General features: G+C 59.8%; 16 protein-coding genes. 3 read left to right on the plus strand and 13 right to left on the minus strand.

The window, feature by feature from the left end; genetic code table 11:
* Positions 1-118: 118 nt before the first annotated feature.
* Positions 119-1,912, minus strand: a complete 1,794-nt coding sequence (locus tag ABIB48_RS06210) for a proline--tRNA ligase (RefSeq protein ID WP_354212452.1) — start codon at positions 1,910-1,912, stop codon at positions 119-121.
* A gap of 209 nt (positions 1,913-2,121) precedes the next feature.
* On the opposite strand from ABIB48_RS06210, the gene ABIB48_RS06215 reads away from it, so the two are divergent.
* The 3 genes from ABIB48_RS06215 to ABIB48_RS06225 all read left to right on the plus strand — a co-directional run bounded on the left by ABIB48_RS06215 (position 2,122) and on the right by ABIB48_RS06225 (position 4,157).
* Positions 2,122-2,955 carry an ABC transporter ATP-binding protein gene (locus ABIB48_RS06215; protein ID WP_354212453.1) on the plus strand — a complete coding sequence of 278 codons (834 nt, stop codon included), beginning with the start codon at positions 2,122-2,124 and terminating at the stop codon, positions 2,953-2,955.
* Positions 2,952-3,707, plus strand: coding sequence for an ABC transporter permease (locus ABIB48_RS06220; RefSeq protein WP_354212454.1), 756 nt, complete (start codon positions 2,952-2,954; stop codon positions 3,705-3,707). Before ABIB48_RS06215 ends, ABIB48_RS06220 begins: the two co-directional genes overlap by 4 nt.
* A gap of 177 nt (positions 3,708-3,884) precedes the next feature.
* A complete protein-coding gene (locus ABIB48_RS06225) occupies positions 3,885-4,157 on the plus strand; it encodes a hypothetical protein (protein ID WP_110104383.1) in 273 nt (90 codons plus the stop codon).
* 69 nt (positions 4,158-4,226) lie between these two features.
* Here ABIB48_RS06225 and ABIB48_RS06230 read toward each other — a convergent pair whose 3' ends face one another.
* The 12 genes from ABIB48_RS06230 to dxr all read right to left on the minus strand — a co-directional run bounded on the left by ABIB48_RS06230 (position 4,227) and on the right by dxr (position 15,836).
* Complete coding sequence (locus tag ABIB48_RS06230) at positions 4,227-4,775, minus strand: PadR family transcriptional regulator (RefSeq protein ID WP_110104384.1); 549 nt, start codon at positions 4,773-4,775, stop codon at positions 4,227-4,229.
* A complete protein-coding gene (locus tag ABIB48_RS06235) occupies positions 4,775-6,802 on the minus strand; it encodes an oxidoreductase (protein WP_354212455.1) in 2,028 nt (675 codons plus the stop codon). Before ABIB48_RS06235 ends, ABIB48_RS06230 begins: the two co-directional genes overlap by 1 nt.
* Before the next feature lie 58 nt (positions 6,803-6,860).
* Positions 6,861-8,096 carry an MFS transporter gene (locus ABIB48_RS06240; RefSeq protein ID WP_354212456.1) on the minus strand — a complete coding sequence of 412 codons (1,236 nt, stop codon included), beginning with the start codon at positions 8,094-8,096 and terminating at the stop codon, positions 6,861-6,863.
* A 386-nt stretch (positions 8,097-8,482) separates the two neighbouring features.
* Complete coding sequence (locus ABIB48_RS06245) at positions 8,483-8,767, minus strand: MFS transporter (protein WP_502914106.1); 285 nt, start codon at positions 8,765-8,767, stop codon at positions 8,483-8,485.
* A 77-nt stretch (positions 8,768-8,844) separates the two neighbouring features.
* Entirely contained in the window at positions 8,845-9,351 is a 507-nt protein-coding gene (locus ABIB48_RS06250; protein ID WP_354212457.1) for a MarR family winged helix-turn-helix transcriptional regulator, read from the minus strand.
* A gap of 197 nt (positions 9,352-9,548) precedes the next feature.
* Entirely contained in the window at positions 9,549-10,442 is an 894-nt protein-coding gene (locus tag ABIB48_RS06255) for a GNAT family N-acetyltransferase (protein ID WP_110104388.1), read from the minus strand.
* Entirely contained in the window at positions 10,399-11,565 is a 1,167-nt protein-coding gene (ispG, locus tag ABIB48_RS06260; RefSeq protein ID WP_110104389.1) for a flavodoxin-dependent (E)-4-hydroxy-3-methylbut-2-enyl-diphosphate synthase, read from the minus strand. Before ispG ends, ABIB48_RS06255 begins: the two co-directional genes overlap by 44 nt.
* Before the next feature lie 150 nt (positions 11,566-11,715).
* Complete coding sequence (locus ABIB48_RS06265; protein WP_110104390.1) at positions 11,716-12,009, minus strand: YciI family protein; 294 nt, start codon at positions 12,007-12,009, stop codon at positions 11,716-11,718.
* A gap of 9 nt (positions 12,010-12,018) precedes the next feature.
* On the minus strand, positions 12,019-12,492 hold the full coding sequence (locus tag ABIB48_RS06270) for a hypothetical protein (RefSeq protein WP_354212458.1): 474 nt from the start codon (positions 12,490-12,492) through the stop codon (positions 12,019-12,021).
* 60 nt (positions 12,493-12,552) lie between these two features.
* Positions 12,553-13,209 carry a MarR family transcriptional regulator gene (locus ABIB48_RS06275; protein ID WP_354212459.1) on the minus strand — a complete coding sequence of 219 codons (657 nt, stop codon included), beginning with the start codon at positions 13,207-13,209 and terminating at the stop codon, positions 12,553-12,555.
* Between the two features lie 58 nt (positions 13,210-13,267).
* Positions 13,268-14,599, minus strand: coding sequence for a M50 family metallopeptidase (locus ABIB48_RS06280; protein WP_315914829.1), 1,332 nt, complete (start codon positions 14,597-14,599; stop codon positions 13,268-13,270).
* A gap of 22 nt (positions 14,600-14,621) precedes the next feature.
* The gene (gene dxr / locus ABIB48_RS06285) at positions 14,622-15,836 is read right to left on the minus strand and encodes a 1-deoxy-D-xylulose-5-phosphate reductoisomerase (protein WP_110104394.1); all 1,215 of its coding nucleotides are present in this window, start codon (positions 15,834-15,836) and stop codon (positions 14,622-14,624) included.
* Between the last annotated feature and the right edge of the window lie 8 nt (positions 15,837-15,844).

A 15,844-nucleotide genomic window follows, 5' to 3' on the forward strand; every position in this document is an offset into this window, starting at 1 on the left:
GGGGGCAGCCCCGGAGCGGGGATGGATTCTTTGGCGCGCGGTACGACGAAGGAGGAACGAGCGAAAGAATCTTACTGCCTGCGAGGGGCTGCGCTCCGCAGCCCCTCGCAGAGCGGTGTTACTGGTTGTCGAGGATGTACTGGACCGCGTCGGCTACAGCGATGTTTTCAGCAACACCGGTGGCGCGGTTCTTGATCTCCACCACGCCGTCCACGAGCCCGCGGCCAACAGCCAAGATGGTGGGGACGCCTATGAGTTCAGCGTCTCCGAACTTCACGCCGGGGGAAACCTTGGGACGGTCATCGTAAATGACCTCGAGTCCTTTGGCTTCCAGATCGGCGGTGAGCTGGGCAGCTGTCTCGAAGATTTCCTCGCCGCGGCCAACGGCAACCACATGGACGTCTGCGGGTGCCACATTCGCGGGCCAGGTCAGGCCCTTGTCGTCATGGTTTGACTCCGCCAGGGCGGCGACGGCGCGGGTGACACCGATGCCGTAGGAACCCATGGTCACCACGGAGAGCTTGCCGTTCTTGTCCAGGACCTTCAGTCCGAGTGCTTGCGCGTACTTGGTGCCAAGGGCAAAGATGTGGCCCATCTCGATGCCGCGGGCCGTTTCCAGCGGGCCGGAACCGTCCGGGGCGGGATCGCCTTCGCGGACCTGGGCGGCCTCGATGGTGCCGTCCCAGCTGAAGTCGCGCCCTGCCACCAGATTGAAGACGTGTTTGCCGTCCTCGTTGGCTCCCGTGATCCAGCTGGTGCCGGAGACAACGCGCGGATCAACCAGGTAAAGGATCTTGCTGGCTGATTCTGTGCCGAGAACAGCGCCGTCAAGGCTCAGGCCTGGACCAATGTAGCCCTTGACCAGCAACGCGTGCTTCTTCAAATCTGCTTCACCGGCAGCCTCAACGCCTACTTCGCCACCAATTTCTAGGTGTTCGGCAATGTTGGCTTCGATGCGCTTGAGATCAACGTCGCGGTCTCCGGGCAGGGCCACAACCACAATCTGGCGTTCGCCCGTGGGCAGATCGATGGCCAGGACCACGTTCTTGAGGGTGTCAGCGGCGCTCCACTGCCCCTCGGCCCGGGGTGCGAGCTCATTGGCTGCTTCCACCAGGGTTGCGATCGTGCTTGAGTTGGGAGTGTCGCGGACCACGGCGGCCGGGGCCTTGCTGAAGTCAATGGCTGCTGGCACAACGGTGGTGACTGCTTCAACGTTGGCGGCGTATCCCCCGGCCGAGCGCACAAAAGTGTCCTCGCCAATGGCCATGGGGTGCAGGAACTCTTCGCTCCTGGAGCCGCCCATGGCCCCGGCTGTTGCGGCGACGGGAATGATCTCCAATCCGAGGCGTTCAAAGATCCGCAAGTAGGCGCCGCGGTGAGCCATGTAGCTGGCGTCGAGTCCGGCGTCGTCAATGTCAAAGGAGTAGGAATCCTTCATGATGAACTCGCGTCCACGGAGCAGGCCTGCGCGGGGACGTGCCTCATCGCGGTACTTGTTCTGGATCTGGTAAAGGCTCAGCGGCAGGTCCTTGTACGAGGAGTACAGGTCCTTGACAAGGAGTGTGAACATTTCCTCGTGGGTGGGGGCCAGGAGGTAATCGGCGCCCTTGCGGTCCTGGAGGCGGAAGATGCCGTCACCGTATTCGAGCCAGCGGTTTGTCTGCTCGAAGGGTTCCTTGGGCAGCAGCGCCGGGAAGTGGACTTCCTGGGCGCCGATCGCGTCCATCTCTTCACGCACAATGGCTTCAACCTTGCGCAGTACGCGCAGTCCCAAAGGAAGCCAGGTGTAGATACCAGGGGCCGCGCGGCGAATGTAACCGGCACGCAGCAGCAGCTTGTGGCTGTCCACTTCGGCATCGACGGGATCTTCACGCAGGGTGCGGAGAAAGAGTGTGGAAAGGCGAAGTGCCACGCGAGTTTTCCATTTCTTGAAGTGGGTGGGCGCCGACCTTGAGCTGGACGGACAGATACTAATCTACCGGTTCCACACAGGCTCTCGCACAACGGCCGGGCCAGGAGGTGCACGCAGCTTTCCAGGAGTCCGCGGCAAAGCTGGACACGCCCACCCTGCGGGTCTAGTTTGAACTCACACGCACTCGACGCGCCAAGCCAGGAGCAACCATGTCCCACCGAGCGCAGATGCCAGCCCCGGAGCCACCGTTTGCCCCGGTTCCGGCCGATCCATCCGGCACCCACGGCCCTATTAGTGTCAGTGTGGAGGGCTTGCGGGTGTGCCGCCGAGGGGTTGCCGTGTTGGCGAATATTTCCTGCAATATCCCGCAGGGCAGGATCACCGGGCTATTGGGCCCTTCCGGCGGCGGCAAGACCACGTTCATGCGGGCCCTGGTGGGGGTCCAGAAGATCACGGCTGGCACGCTCACCGTGTTGGGCCGGCCTGCAGGAGATCCCCAGAACAGGCACGACGTCGGCTATGTCACCCAAGCGGCCAGCGTCTACCGGGATCTGAGCGTGTTGGAAAACGTGAACTATTTTGGGTCTGTCCATGGCAGCAGCCGGCAGGATGCGAAGGCGGTGCTGGCCTCCGTGGGGCTTTCCGAGCTTGCCAACCGCAAGGCCCGGAATTTATCTGGCGGAGAATTCAGCCGGGTTTCCCTTGCCTGCGCACTGGTGGGTAAGCCTGCTCTGTTGGTTTTGGATGAGCCCACGGTGGGTTTGGACCCGGTTCTGCGGGCAGATTTGTGGGCACAATTTGCGGCCATGGCAGAGGAAGGCACCACGTTGTTAATCTCCAGCCACGTCATGGAGGAAGCCAGCCACTGCCAGACACTGCTGCTACTGCGTGAGGGTCTACTGCTGGCCCAGTTGACCCCGGATCAGCTGCGCCAACGCGGTGAAACGGACGATCTTGAGCTGGCGTTCCTGCGGCTGATCCAGGGCACTCCTACCGAGACAGCCGAGGTTGCTAGCGCTGCCGAGGGAGAGGATGCCCGATGAATCCATCCATGTTGTGGTCCACCTGCACCCGGGTGCTGCTGCAACTACGCTCCGATCCGCGCAGCATTGCCTTAATTCTGGTGGTGCCGGCCGTGTTGCTGGCGCTGGTGTATTGGCTGTATCAAAATGAGACCCTGGCGCCAGGAATGCCACGAACTTTTGACCGTGTGGGGCTCATGATGCTGGGCATTTTCCCGTTCGTGGTGATGTTTCTCATCACTTCTATCACCATGCTGCGTGAACGTACCTCTGGCACCTTGGAACGGTTACTGAGCACTCCCCTTCACAAGGCTGACCTGCTCTTCGGCTACGCTCTGGCATTTTCCATCATGGCCGCAGCCCAGGCATTGGTAGCCACCGGTACCGCATACTGGGTCTTTGGTATGGCGATTGCAGGAAATGCCGGCTGGGTGGTGCTGATTTCGGTACTCACCGCTGTTCTCGGTGTTGCGCTGGGCTTGCTGTGTTCGGCGTTTGCCCACACCGAGTTTCAAGCCGTCCAATTCATGCCCGTGGTGGTGATCCCCCAGATTCTCTTGTGTGGCTTGTTCGTTGCCCGAGATCAAATGAATAGCGTCCTGGAAGTGATTTCCAATGTGCTGCCGCTGAGTTACGCAGTTGACGGATTGCAGCAGGTGGCACAGAGCAGCAGCCCCACATCACAGCTGGTCTGGGATTTGGTAGTAGTTGCTGCATTTGTGCTGGCAGGGTTGCTCTTGGCGTCGCTGACGTTGCGCCGCCGCACCGCCTAACCATTGGTCATGGGTACCTCTGCCCATCGCTTGACGGTGACCTTGGCCCTAGGGTTGAAGTTCAGTAAACCTCGGGGAATAACTCAGCGGCCAACTCGGCGAACCCTCGAGACCCAGAGACGGCATACAGGCCACATCCCGAACCGGTCCGCGGACTCGGCACACGCAGGAGAGTCAATGAGCAATGGCTTGCAGGGCGCCAACCCAGAGGAGCTGCGTAACTTTGCCCGTGAACTGGAACAGGCTCAGAGCATTTTGCTGCACACCAAATCTGAACTGAGCCAGCGCATCCTGGGAAATCTTCGATGGGAAGGTCCAGACGCGTTTGTTTTCAAGCACGCCTGGACCTCCTCCTACGCTCCCGTCATCAGCCAAACCGCCGCCCTGTTGGCCGACACTGCCCGGCTTCTCCAGGCTCAAGCCGCTGAGCAGGAATCCGCCAGCGCCTGATCCCCACTCAGCGCCAGCGCCAAGTATTCACCCAGCGCCAAGTATTCAGCCAGCGCCGCCTTCTAGTAATCAGCCAGCCTCGAGAGCCGCCAAGGCCTGGTGGCACCACGCCAGCCACGAATTTTCGTAGGCAATGCCGGCACGCACCACAGCCAATTGCAGCTCATCCGCCGCGGATCGTGGGGAGCCGGCCGGAAAATCGTGTGCCTCAATGGCCTCGTAGCGGGCCAGTACCTCTCCGTGCAACAGCATGTGGCGCCGCATTTCAGTGAGGATATCCACCGTGTCTCCACCTGTGGCACCCAACACTGCGGCGGCTCGCATCCGCACAAGGAGGGCATCCTTGATGGGCCGTAACGCTCCTTCCTGCGCACACCAAGAAGCAAGCTCGGAGCGTCCCGCGGCCAGCACAGCAAACTGGCGCTGCTGTCCGCGCGCCGTGGGCATCCCATGAGCGGCAATCAACCCGGAAAGTTCCATCTTTCCCAGCTCGCGGTAGATCTGTTGATGCGTGGCTTGCCAGAAGTAGCCCAGAGACTTATCAAAACGCCTGGCCAGTTCGGCACCTGTACAGGGCTTTTCCAGCAGAGAGGTCATGATGGCGTGCGTGAGTGACATTAGATCTTTGCGGCCAATCGAGTCCCCTGATCGATGGCTCGCTTGGCATCAAGTTCCGCTGCCACATCTGCTCCACCAATCACATGCACGCAAGCTCCGCCTGTTACCAGCCCCGGCAACAGATCACGCCGGGGCTCTTGGCCCGTGCACAGGATCACCGTATCTACCGCAAGGACCGTCTCGGCGCCGTTAACGCGGATGTGGAGTCCGGCGTCGTCAATCTTTTGGTAGTCCACGCCGGGAACCATTTGCACGCCCTTGGCCTTGAGCTCCGTGCGGTGGATCCAGCCGGTCGTCTTGCCCAGCCCGGCACCGACTTTGCTTTCCTTGCGCTGGAATAGGCCCACCCGGCGGTCTGGTTGGGCCGGGATGGCCGTGGTGATGCCGCCAGGGTTGTTGTAGTCCGGGTCAATGCCCCATTCGCGGTAGAACTTCTCCGGGACGAGGGTGGCGCTGGTGCCGTGGGCCGTGATGTATTCGGCCACGTCAAAGCCGATGCCGCCGGCGCCGAGGATGGCTACGTTAGTTCCCACAACTTTTTTGTCCCGCAACACCTCAAGGTAGTTCAGGACGCTGGGATGGTCCACGCCCTCAATCTCGGGTGTGCGCGGTGTGACGCCGGTGGCCAGCACCACCTGGGCAAAGTTCGCTACAAGCAGTTCCTCACTCGTGGCTGTGGTGTTCAGGACCAAGGTGATGTCAAGGAGCTGGATCTGGCGTTTGAAGTACCTGATGGTTTCATGGAATTCCTCCTTGCCAGGAATCTGCTTGGCAAGATTAAACTGCCCGCCAATCTCCCCGGCCGCCTCGAAGAGCGTCACCTGGTGACCCCGCTGAGCGGCTGTAACGGCGAACGCCAAGCCTGCCGGACCGGCGCCGACCACCGCAATCTTCTGCGGGTCTGAGGTTGGTTCAATAACTATTTCACTCTCGTGGCAGGCGCGGGGGTTGACCAGGCAGGAGGACGTTTTCCCCACGAAGGTGTGGTCCAGACAGGCCTGGTTACACGCTATGCAACTGTTGATTTCATCGCTGCGCCCCTCACGCGCCTTCCGCATGAAGAAGGCATCGGCCAAGAAAGGCCTGGCCATGGACACCATGGTGGCGGTGCCATTCGCCAGCAACTGTTCGGCTACCTCTGGGGTGTTGATGCGGTTGGTGGCAACCAAGGGAATGCTCACCGATCCCATGACCATCTTGGTGACCCACGCATAACCTGCCCGTGGAACGGAGGTGGCGATGGTGGGGATGCGTGCCTCATGCCAGCCAATTCCTGTGTTGATGATGGTGGCGCCGGCCTTCTCCACGGCCTGCGCCAAGGTGATGACTTCGGCCAGGGTGGAACCACCCTCGACGAGGTCAAGCATGGAGAGGCGGTAAATAATAATGAAGTTCCTACCGACTCTCTCACGGGTGCGCCGAATGATCTCGACCGGGAAACGCATCCGATTCGCGTAGGAGCCACCCCACTCATCGCTGCGGTGGTTGGTTCGTGCGGCTATGAATTCGTTGATTAAGTACCCCTCGGAACCCATGATTTCGACACCGTCGTAGCCAGCAGATTGGGCCAGTGCTGCGGCTGCGGCGAAGTCTTCTATGGTCTGCTCAACCTCGTCCCCGGTCAGTGGGCGCGGCGTTAAAGGGCTGATGGGCGCCTGGGCGGCGCTAGGCGCAACGAGTGCCGAATGCGAGGCGTAGCGCCCAAAGTGCAGCAATTGTAAAGCAATCTTTCCACCCTCCGCGTGAACAGCCTCCGTCACAACCCGGTGCGCCAAAGCTTCCTCGGGCGTGCTGAGTTTGGCGCCACCTTTCATGGGCCGGCCCGCGTCATTAGGTGAAATACCGCCGGTTACCATCAGTGCCACCCCGCCGCGCGCACGCTCGGCATAGAATGCCGCCATCCGTTCGAAGCCGCCGGGTAACTCTTCGAGGCCCACATGCATTGAGCCCATCAGCACCCGGTTGGGCAACGTGGTGAACCCCAAATCCAAGGGGGAAAACAGGTGGGGAAACTGACCAGCGTTCATCAATGCACTCCTTTGCGCAACAAGTTGCATAATAGTAGCGCACATCCAGTTGGCCCTACTAGCCAGCGGGCAGCTCTTGTTCACTGGTGTTCGCGGGGCGCATGGCCACCGTAGCTCGCAAGGGGGTGCCGCGAACCACGGCAATCGCCACCACAGACACGGCCGCAATCATGGCAGCAATGAGAAAGATGGGGCCAAAGGCGTCAGCATAGGCGTTGTGGAACACTTCCTGCACTGGGGCCGGAAGGTTGCTAATATCCAGCTGGGTGTCCCCTGAACCTGCGCCTGCGGCGATACCCAGCCGGTCCAATCCAGCAGCAAAATTCTCACTGACCTTGTGAGTGAGGACGCCTCCCAGCACGGCAACTCCAATGGCACCACCAAGGGAGCGGAAGAAGGCAATGGCCGCCGAGGCAGCACCAACCTCGGAGACGTCCACGGTGTTCTGGACAGCTAGGACAACGTTTTGGACCAAAGTACCAATCCCCAACCCCATCAGTGCCATAAAGGTGGCGACAAAGACGTAGCTGCTCTCATGGTTGATGGTTCCCAAGCCCAACAGGCCAATCAGCATGATGATGCTGCCAACCATCATCACCGGCTTCCAACGGCCCATCCGGCTCACGAGCTGTCCGCCAACCATGGCTGAGAGCAGTTGGCCAATAATCATGGGGATACTCATGATTCCTGCCTGCGTGGGGCTCACTCCGAGACCGAGCTGGAAGTACTGGGTCAAGAAGACGCCCGAACCAAACATGCCCACGCCGGCCCCCACGCTGGCAATGATCATCCACACTGCAGTCTTATTGCGCAGTAGGCGCAGCCGAATCATTGGTTCGGCGGCCCGGAGCTCCACCACCACCAGCAGTGTGGCAGAAATCAAGACAGCCACCAGGAAGGCGCCGGACTCCCACGAAATCCAGTCATAATCGTTACCAGCGAAGGTCACCCACAGCATGGGCAGGGCCGCCGTGATCGCAACTAGAACACCGCCGGCGTAATCGATCTTGATCGATGCACGCTTAATGGTGGGCAGGTGCAGTTTCAGTTGGAGCAAGATCAGCGCAATTATGGCCAGCGGAACACTGACAAAGAAGGTCCAGCGCCAGTTAAGGGCATCGGTGATCACGCCGCCCAGTAGCGGTCCAGATACGGTAGCAACCGCCATGACAGCACCCATATATCCTGCGTACCGGCCCCTCTCACGGGGCGAAATTATGGAACCCATAATTGACTGCACTAGGGCCATGAGGCCGCCCATGGCTATACCCTGTACGGCTCGTGCGCTCATCATCACTGGGATTATGCCGAGGAATCAGTTAAACCGAGTGACGAGCTCCTCACCGCGTCATTCCGGTGATCAGGGATATATTCCTCGGCTTAACATTCTGGCTCACTTTCGTCCCATACGTAGTGACTCCATCACAAAGGTATGAGCAGTACCCCGGACTTCAGCGCCGTCCCCGTGCTGACCGAAGCGAAACAAGCACTAAATGGGCTGCCGCGCCCGACCCATGACGGCTTCGCACACGAGGGCTGGCCTGACCATTGCCAAACATGAAAGTTCGACAACAGCAATAATCCACGAATCATTAAGCCGAGAAACTAGACGTGAATCCGCGGAAACACAGGTCCGCAGAGCCGTCACTCGGTTTAAAGGATTCCTCGGCATAATCGGAATTAAACCGAATTCGGCTTAATTCCGATAGTGGTGGCGAATCCGGCCGCAATTGCTCCGGCCACGAACATGAGGATGGCGATCTGGGTCAGGAGTTTTTTACTAAATAAATCAGAAAGCTTGCCCCAGATGGGTGTCACAATGGTCATCGCCAAGAGGCTGGCCGTAATGACCCATGTGTATTGCCGCTGCGTGCCATGGAGGTCTGCCATGATGGTTGGCAGCGCTGTTGAGACGATGGTTGTGGAGATCATCGCCGTAAAGAGTGCGGCGAGAAGACCTGTCATCACCTGAAGAATTTCCCTGTGGGAATATTCTCTTGGCTCTTCCTGGAGGCTTTTCACAGCGGTGGACGTGGCGTCTTTCATGCCTCATGCTCGTTTCCGTTGTTATTTGTGGCTCCGAGACCAGCTTGCGCCGCCTCATTGCGCTCTGGTCCTTGCAGTACCTCAATGAGGTGGCCGTTTAATCTTTCAAGGATGTCAATTGCTTGCACAGCATCCCTTGTTGACCAGTCCGCCAGGGCGTGGGCAAATTGATTTACGGCCCGAGTTTCATTTTCTTCCAGCTGTCTGCGTCCGCGTTCAGTCATGGAGATTAGACACGCACGGGCGTCTTGGGGGTCTGGGCGCCGTTCAACCAGGGCTGCAGATTCAAGCGCTTCGACCGTTCTGGTTGCTACGGGTGCCGAAACTGAAAGCCGATGGGCCAGTTCGCCCAAACGGACATCGCGGCCTCGAAGCTGCTGCAGAAATCCTAGTTTGGTTCCCGTCAACTCATGGGCCTGGCCCCGCTGACCGGCAACTCTGAAGGTGCGCCCTATCGCCACCATTTGGGAGAGGATGGCGCTGGCCTCATTGTGATCAATCACAGGTGTCCCCCTGGGTAGCTGAAGCTCTCAACACAATACTTGTTTGCGTTAAGCAACTATATTGCGGCCGAACCATGACGTCAAACCATGCGCTCCTCGAGTCAGGGAAAACCCTCCCCCAAGTTGTTGAGGGAATGAGGGGCGGGGCGTGAGTGATGGGGGCCTTTAGTGATGGGGCCTTGAGTGATTGGGCGGGGCTAGAACAAAATAGTGGCGAAAGTTCCCACTTGTTCAAAACCGACCCGTTCGTAGCAAGCCCGAGCCTTCGTGTTGTAGTCATTGACGTACAGGCTTGTGACGGGGGCGTGTTTGCGCGCCAACTCAACCACGGCTGCCATGTAGCCAGCACTTAGGCCCTGCCCCCGGCGTTCCGGATTCACCCACACACCCTGCACTTGGGTGGCGTAGGAGGTGACAGCACCCAGATCTGCCTTGAAAATCACCTCGCCCACCTCATCTCCATGGCTGAAGGAGAAGCCGTTACTGATGAGCCAGGCAACACGACGGCGATAGTTGGCTTCTCCGCCCAGAAAGGGTGAGTAGCCAACTTCTTCTTCAAACATGGCAGCCGCGGCTACAAGGATTTCGGAAAATTGTCCGGATTCACTCACGGTCAACGCCGGGTTGGGGGCCACCAATGGCGGTCCCGAGATGGCTAAGAGTGGCTGATTGGCCCTGATATCTTGAGCGGTAATCCCTGCACTTTGGAGCACTTCCATGATGGCCAAGGTGGGTTCAGCCGGGCCAAAAATTGAGGCATGAGGTTCCCAATGCTCCACCATCCACCGGCCAAAGGCACGGGCATGCTCGGCGGTGGACTCTATGGGAACCACGTTGGAACCCACCCAGCAGGCGGCGGCCAAGCTGACGCCGTCGTCCTCGAAGAAGCCCAACATGAGCGCCCCAGGGAAGGCGGGTACGGCACTGCTGTTTTGCGTGAGCAGCGAGTCAACGAAGACGTTGGCCACGCGGTCACGCGCAATCAAAGCCCGGAGCGCGCCCGTATCCCTGTGGACAAGGACGCGCACCGGCTCATGGGTGGTCTCCTTAGGAAACGGTAACCACGGGGCCACCCGGGAGAGTCTGCTCATCGGCGTCGGACTCCATCTCTTCGGCAAGTCTCATGGCTTCTTCAATGAGTGTCTCAACAATTTGGTCCTCGGGCACAGTCTTAATGACTTCTCCCTTCACAAAAATCTGGCCCTTGCCGTTGCCCGAAGCCACACCCAGATCGGCCTCACGGGCTTCGCCGGGGCCGTTGACAACGCAACCCATGACGGCCACGCGCAGCGGAACTTCCATGCCTTCGAGGCCAGCAGTGACTTCCTCAGCCAACTTGTACACATCCACCTGGGCGCGGCCACAGGACGGGCAGGAGACAATCTCCAGCTTGCGCGGGCGCAGGTTCAACGACTGCAGGATCTGGTTGCCCACCTTGATTTCTTCCACAGGCGGTGCAGAAAGTGAGACTCGAATGGTGTCGCCTATGCCTTTGGAGAGCAGCGCACCGAAGGCCACTGCGGACTTGATGGTGCCTTGGAATGCCGGCCCGGCCTCGGTGACACCCAGGTGGAGCGGCCAATCGCCTTGTTCGGCGAGCATCTCGTAGGCGGCCACCATGATAACGGGGTCATTGTGCTTGACGGAAATCTTGAAATCGTGGAAGCCGTGCTCTTCAAAGAGTGAAGCTTCCCAGACTGCTGACTCCACCAAGGCTTCAGGAGTGGCCTTGCCGTATTTCTTCATGATGCCCGGTTCCAGCGATCCGGCGTTGATACCAATACGAATGGAGGTGCCATGATCTTTGGCAGCCCTGGCGATTTCCTTGATCTGATCATCAAATTTACGGATATTGCCGGGGTTCACGCGTACCGCGGCGCAACCGGCCTCAATGGCGGCAAAGACATACTTGGGCTGAAAGTGAATGTCTGCGATGACAGGAATTTGGGACTTGCGCGCAATGATGGGCAGCGCCTCGGCATCATCTTGCGACGGGCAGGCAACACGGACAATATCGCAACCGGACGCTGTGAGTTCCGCAATCTGCTGCAGAGTCCCATTGATGTCAGTGGTGGGTGTGGTGGTCATGGACTGCACGCTAATGGGTGAATCCGAGCCAACACCCACGGGACCGACCTTGATTTGCCGGGTCTTGCGACGCGGTGCAAGCACTGGCGGCGGCAACTGCGGCATGCCGAGACTGACGGAGGTCAAAATATGCTCCTAGGAGTTCTTTATATTCAAATACTGCGGCAGCAGCACCAGTTTTTGGCGCCGCAAAAGAAAATCCACAGCATCTACCTTAGATTGTAGGCTCGATGACTGCTTTTTACGGGACTGCTACGGTTTACCCGCCAGTGACTTTTATCCTACGTAGCTGCTGAGCTTACCAATGACAGGGTTCCAAGCGGAGATCTTTAGCCCTGTGACACCGCCGCCAATGGTCATGGGATCCTGCGCCACCAAGTCCTGAACGGCGCCCTGGTTTTCAGCGCGGAAGATCAGAAGTGCCCCGGCACCGTCACCATAAGGGCCCGAGGCCAGCACAACATCTGCCTCGGCCTGCGCGGCAAGCCATTCCCGGTGCTGGGGGCGGTGCTCTACACGGGCAGCTTCTGCCTCTGGACCATAGATATATTCAACAGCGAAAATAGACATGGTTTCACCTTATAACAGGAGAGCTTTGGCCAGCACCGCAACGCTGGCCGAGAACAACATTGACGCCAATGTACCAATAATGAAGCGCTCACTGGCCGCGGGAGTGTCCTTCAATTCCGGGTAACGCCCCAAACCCTTGATGGCCACAACATAGGCTATGGCCACCGGTTGCCCGGCCAGGATGGCTACCGCCACAGCCGCACGCTCCAGAACCCCGATCAATAATCCACCGCGCAGAACCTCAGCGCCGTGCTCCGGCTCAGTGCTTACTTCCGACTCAGTGCTTACTTCCGGCTGCGCAGCCGCTGGGAAGGGTTCGGCAACCTCCAGCGCCCCGCCCTCTGGCCGTGGGCCGTCAGCAGCCTCGGCAGCATCTACAGCCCGTACTGTCTTAGACTTTGCGAATTTGAGAAGCCCTGCCGTTACGGGCCAGCCGCCCACAATAGCCACCAGCAAAGTAGCCGTTATCCACAATGCTTCCATGCACTCTCCTTACGTTAGCGCCGGCTCGGCGCGGGCCTTTGATGGCGATGCCCCCTCAATCTAGCCCGAAGCACTGACATTGAGCGCACGTTCGCTGGGCCATGGGACAGTGAGTGCCCGTTGGGCCTGGCGCAAAAGCAGTGCGGCGGCGCGGCGCCCATTACGTTCTTCCCGGTGAGCTGAGCGAAGGATGGCCTTACTGACGGCTTGAGGGCTAATCCCTAGCACTAGGGCAACATCTTTCTGAGGCGCATTCGGGTCCGCCTCCAGAGCATCAATCACACGCCACTCGGCACTGGAACGCTTGCGAATTACATCACCTAAGAGCACTAGCACTGCCTCGGCTGCGCCGGACCACTCAGCGGCCGCCGGCGAGGGGCTCCGCACACACAAGGGAACCCGCTCCCCTGCCTTCTTGGCTGTTTCCACAGCCTCCCGGGCGGCCACAAAAGCATCGCCGGAGGCTTCTCTGGATTGCTCAGGTAAAGGCAAATCAACACCGCCGATCCCAATGCCTATGTACCAATCAAGCTCCCGCAGCACTCGGACAACAGTTTCTAGAACTACTTCCGGGTCTGCCAGTAAACCTTGAACCTCGTCTCCCACAGTGCGCTCAAACCCCAGGACCGTGGGCACATCAGCGAGAAGCGCCAACAGCTCCGGCACGCGATCCCCGTGGCTGCGACTACCCCGTTGGTCAATCGTTACAACAAACATGAATAAACCATAAATGATTGTTTTCTATTTATCAACCATTTAAGTGCGATCCATGGGCTTACCCGAAGAGATTCACTGGCTTAACAATGTCAGCGTAAATCAGCAGCGCACCCATGGCGATCAGCACTACTGCGGCCACATAGGTCACCGGCAGCATCTTGGCGATATCGAAGGGGCCAGGATCCTTGCGCTTGAGCACCTTGGCAACTGTGCGCCGCGCCCCTTCATACAAGGCCCCCAGGACGTGACCGCCGTCCAGCGGCAACAGCGGGATCAAGTTGAAGACAAACAGGGCCAGGTTGACCCCGGCCAGCAAGCTGACAAGCGTGGCGACGCGTGAGCTCAAGGGGATGTCCTCCATGGCGGCCACCTCGCCGGCAACCCGCCCAACGCCCACCACGGAGATGGGTCCGTTGGGGTCGCGCGGTTCGGAGCTGAACGCCGCTTGGGCCACGCCCACCAGTTTCTGCGGCAATTGGAAAACTATCCCGCCAATTTGGGCGATGTTCTCCCCCACAACAGGAAGGACGGCCGACGCCGGCTGCCGCACCATGGCCGAGGTGGGACCAACGCCGAGGAACCCTGCCTGAACTGTGACGGTGGTTCCGGAGGCGTCCACTTCCGCTTGACCATTGGCACCAATGACGGGGCGGGCGGTCAGAACCGGGGTGATGGTTGTGGAAATATTCTGGCCACCGCGCTCATACACCAGCGGCACGCTCTGGCCGGCCGCGGCACGCACCCAGCTAGTAAAGGTAGTCCAATCGGTGACTTCCTTGCCATCAAAGGACTTAATAGTGTCCCCTGGCTTGAGTCCGGCGGCGGCCGCGGGGGTCTGCGTGCAGTTATTGAGATTAACAGGTACGGGGTCTCCGAATGCCACTTGGCAGGCGTTGACTTCGGCAACCGTGGTGGTGGGCGCAGCCATGCCAAAGCCCATCAGCAGCACACCCATGAGCACCACCCCAATGAGCAGGTTCATGAAAGGCCCGCCCAGCATGATGATGATCTTCTTCCACACCGGCAGTTTGTAGAAGACCCTGTTGGAGTCGTCGGGGCCCACTTCCTCATGGGCCACACTGCGGGCTTCCGTAGCCAGCGTCTGGAACATGCCGGTACTGGAGGGCCGGACACTGCCGTCCGTGGGGTTCGGCGGATACATCCCGATCATGGCCACATAGCCGCCAGCCGGGATGGCCTTGATGCCGTATTCGGTCTCACCCTTTTTCCTTGACCACATGGTGGGCCCGAAGCCAATCATGTAGCGGGTGACGCGGACCTTGAACAACTTGGCGGGCAGCAGATGGCCCACCTCGTGGAGCGCGATTGACAAGGCAATCCCGATGGCAACGAAGAGCACTCCGCCAATGAAAAGTAAGACAGTCACAATGTACTTCCTGCGTTGAAGATTCTCAGCCCTTGGTGGCCAGCAGCTCGTTGGTGCGTGCGCGGGCCCATTCTTCAGCTTCTAATACGCTCTGGAGCGTTAGCTGCGAACTGGGTGTGTGTTCACCGAGAACTTGCGCAATGGTGTCCACAATATCCAAGAAGCCTATCCTTCCGGCATGGAAGGCATGGACCGCTTCCTCGTTGGCGGCGTTGTAGACGGCTGGGCAGGTACTCCCCCGGCGCGCAGCCTCCTTGGCCAGTTCGACCGCGGGGAAGGCCACGTTATCCAGTGGCTCGAACGTCCAGGTCGCCGCCTTGGTCCAGTCGCAGGCCTGTGCTGCACCGGGGACTCGCTCCGGCCAGCCGAGCCCCAGTGCAATGGGCAGGCGCATGTCTGGAGGAGACGCCTGGGCCATGGTGGAACCATCGGTGAACTGCACCATGGAGTGCACCACTGATTGGGGATGCACCACGGCCTCGATCCTCTCCAGCGGAACATCAAAGAGCAGGTGGGCCTCGATGACTTCCAGGCCCTTATTGACCAGGGTGGCCGAGTTGGTGGTCACCATGGGGCCCATATCCCACGTAGGGTGCTTGAGCGCCTGCGCTGGCGTCACATCCGCCAATTCCGCCCGGCTTCGGCCGCGGAAGGGACCACCGGATGCTGTCACAATCAACTTCTGAACCTCATCTGCCGTGCCAGCGCGCAGCGCCTGGGCCAAGGCTGAGTGCTCCGAATCGACAGGCACCAGCTGGCCTGGGGATGCGGCTTCCTTCACGAGGGCTCCGCCCACAATCAGGGACTCCTTATTCGCCAGCGCCAGGATGGCGGAGGTACCCAGCGCGGCAAGTGTTGGCGCCAAGCCGATGGAGCCAGTGATGGCGTTGAGCACCACCTCGGCACCCTCGGGGGTTCCTGCACCCCAGGCAGCGATGACGGTGGAGGCATCCGGGCCGGAGAAAATCTCCGGGGCGAAGCCTGCCAACCCCGCCGCAGCGGCACGGGAGTCAATCAGGGAACGCAAGGTCCCGGCGTCGTGCGTGGAAATACCCACGGCCAGAACCCGCAGGGAAACAGCCTGTTGTGCCAAAAGTTCAAGGTTCCCGCCGCCGGCGCTGATGGCACTGACGCTGAAGCGGGGACTGCCGTCGGGGAGGGTGGCTTGGCCGACGACGTCGATCGCTTGCGTTCCGATGGAGCCTGTGGAGCCGAGGATGATGATTTTACGATGCGCCATGATGATAA

The organism is Arthrobacter sp. UYCu511, assembly GCF_040547105.1.
Classification (GTDB): Bacteria; Actinomycetota; Actinomycetes; order Actinomycetales; family Micrococcaceae; genus Specibacter; species Specibacter psychrochitiniphilus.